Source organism: Ideonella sp. P3_A4, from assembly GCF_056403075.1.
Window position 1 is genome coordinate 1 of sequence record NZ_JBFUGE010000889.1, and the last position, 1,952, is coordinate 1,952.

Consider the following 1,952-nt stretch of genomic DNA (forward strand, 5'->3'; position numbering starts at 1 on the left):
CCACCGTCCCGACCGAGTGCACGCGTTGGTRTGGCACGCCGTCAACGTCGTGAAAGCTGGTGCGCAGCGCCTCGTGGCGATGCACCATCGCATCCAGGRCAGCCTGCAGCGCGGCCGGGTCGAGCGGCCCATCCAGCCATGCCGCCCAGATAACGTGGTATGCGGTCGCCAAGGGGTCTAGCTGGTGCATCAGCCACAACCGCAGTTGCTGGGGCGAGACCGAGAGCATGGCATCGCGGCGGACTCGGCACATTGGCGGATGCGGTTCGACCGTCGAATCCCGCTCCGACTCGATCTGGCGCGCCAGTGCCGCCAGCGTGGGGTGGGTGAAAAGCGCCGCGACCGGCAGCCGCACGCCGAAGGCGGCTTCGATCTGTTGCCGTGCCCGTGTGGCCAGCAGCGAGTGGCCGCCGAGAGCGAAGAAGTCGTCGTCACCGGCCACGTTGGACACGCCCAGCAGACCGGACCAGAGCGCGGCCAGCGTCGCCTCCACCGCACTGCGCGGTCCCCGTGGCGCCGACGTGCCACGGCTTGCCGCGGGCGGAAGCGGCAGTGCGCGACGGTCGAGCTTGCCATTCGGTGACAGCGGCAGGCTCGGCAGGGCTTGGATCACGGTCGGCACCAGACCGGCAGGCAGCCGCGCGCGCAGCAGGTCGGCCACGCTCTGCGGCGCGACGTCGCCAACCACGTACCCGACGAGCTGGCGCGTGTCGCCATGACCTTGCACTGCCGCAGCGGCGTCGCGCACGCCGTCGATGCAACGCAGCGCAGATTCGACCTCACCGAGTTCGATGCGCTGGCCGCGCAGCTTCACCTGGCTGTCGTTTCGCCCCAGGAATGCAAGCGTGCCGTCCGAAAGCCAGCGCACGCGGTCACCGCTGCGGTACATGCGGGCACCGGCGCGTTCGGCGTGCGGGTCGTCGACGAAACGCTCGCCCTCCAGATCCGGGCGTCGCCAGTAGCCGGCGGCCACGCCGGCACCGCCAATCCAGAGCTCGCCCACCGCGCCATGGGGCAGCAGGCGGCGCTGTTCGTCCAGCACGAACAGCGTCACCCCGCGCAGCGGGCTTCCGATCGGTGTCGTCTCGTGCTGCGCGGTCAGGCCCACCTGGTAGACCGTGGCGCAGACCGTCGTCTCGGTCGGGCCATAGCCGTTCAGGACGACGAGACCGGGCACGCCATGGCGCAGCGCGACAAGCAGTGCCTCGGGGATCGGCTCGACGCCGACGAGCAGGCGGCGCRGGCCGGGCAGCGTTGCGGCCTGCGCCGCGGCTCGCAGATCCGAAAGCAGGAACGGTGGCACATAGCTGCTGGCGATGCGCTGCTCGCCGAGCCAGGCCACGAACTGCGGGCCGTCCAGCCGCAGCCGGTCCGGCACCGGGCACAGCGTGGCGCCATGCAGGAGCGGCGCAAACACCTCCCAGACAGAGACGTCGAAGCTGGGGCTGGTCCACCAACTGCAGCGCTCACCGGGCCGCAGCGGCTGGCGGCCATCAAAGTCGGCCACCAGGTTCAAGGCGCCGCCGTGGCGACACAGAACGCCCTTGGGCTCGCCAGTCGATCCGGAGGTGTAGAGCAGGTAGGCGGGTGCCTCGGCATCCACAGTCGCCAGCTTTGCATCGGCCTGCGCGCCGCCGCCCGCATCGACCAGGTCGGCGAGGGGCGTGGACGGCAGATCCAGCGCCGTGGCGGCGGCGTCCACCGCGTTCGGGGACGATCCGGTGACCACCAGCCGCGGCTGTGCGTCCGCCAGCATCTGAGTCAGCCTGGCGGGTGGGTACGCGGGATCCAGCGGCACGTAGATGGCATCGGCGCAGAGCGTGGCGAGAATGGCCACGACAAGCTCGGCCGAGCCGGACATGCCGAGCGCTACGCGGTCGCCTGTACGGACCCCGCGTGAGCGCATCGCCTGTGCGCCGCGCACCGCGCGCGACGCCAAGTCGCGGTAGCTC

General features: G+C 71.1%; 1 protein-coding gene. It reads right to left on the minus strand.

Annotation, left to right across the window (positions count from 1 at the left end; all coding sequences use genetic code 11):
• The coding region (locus AC1DYI_RS34105) for a non-ribosomal peptide synthetase (RefSeq protein WP_477208536.1) at positions 1-1,906 on the minus strand (1,906 nt) is incomplete at its 3' end.
• Positions 1,907-1,952 lie beyond the last annotated feature (46 nt).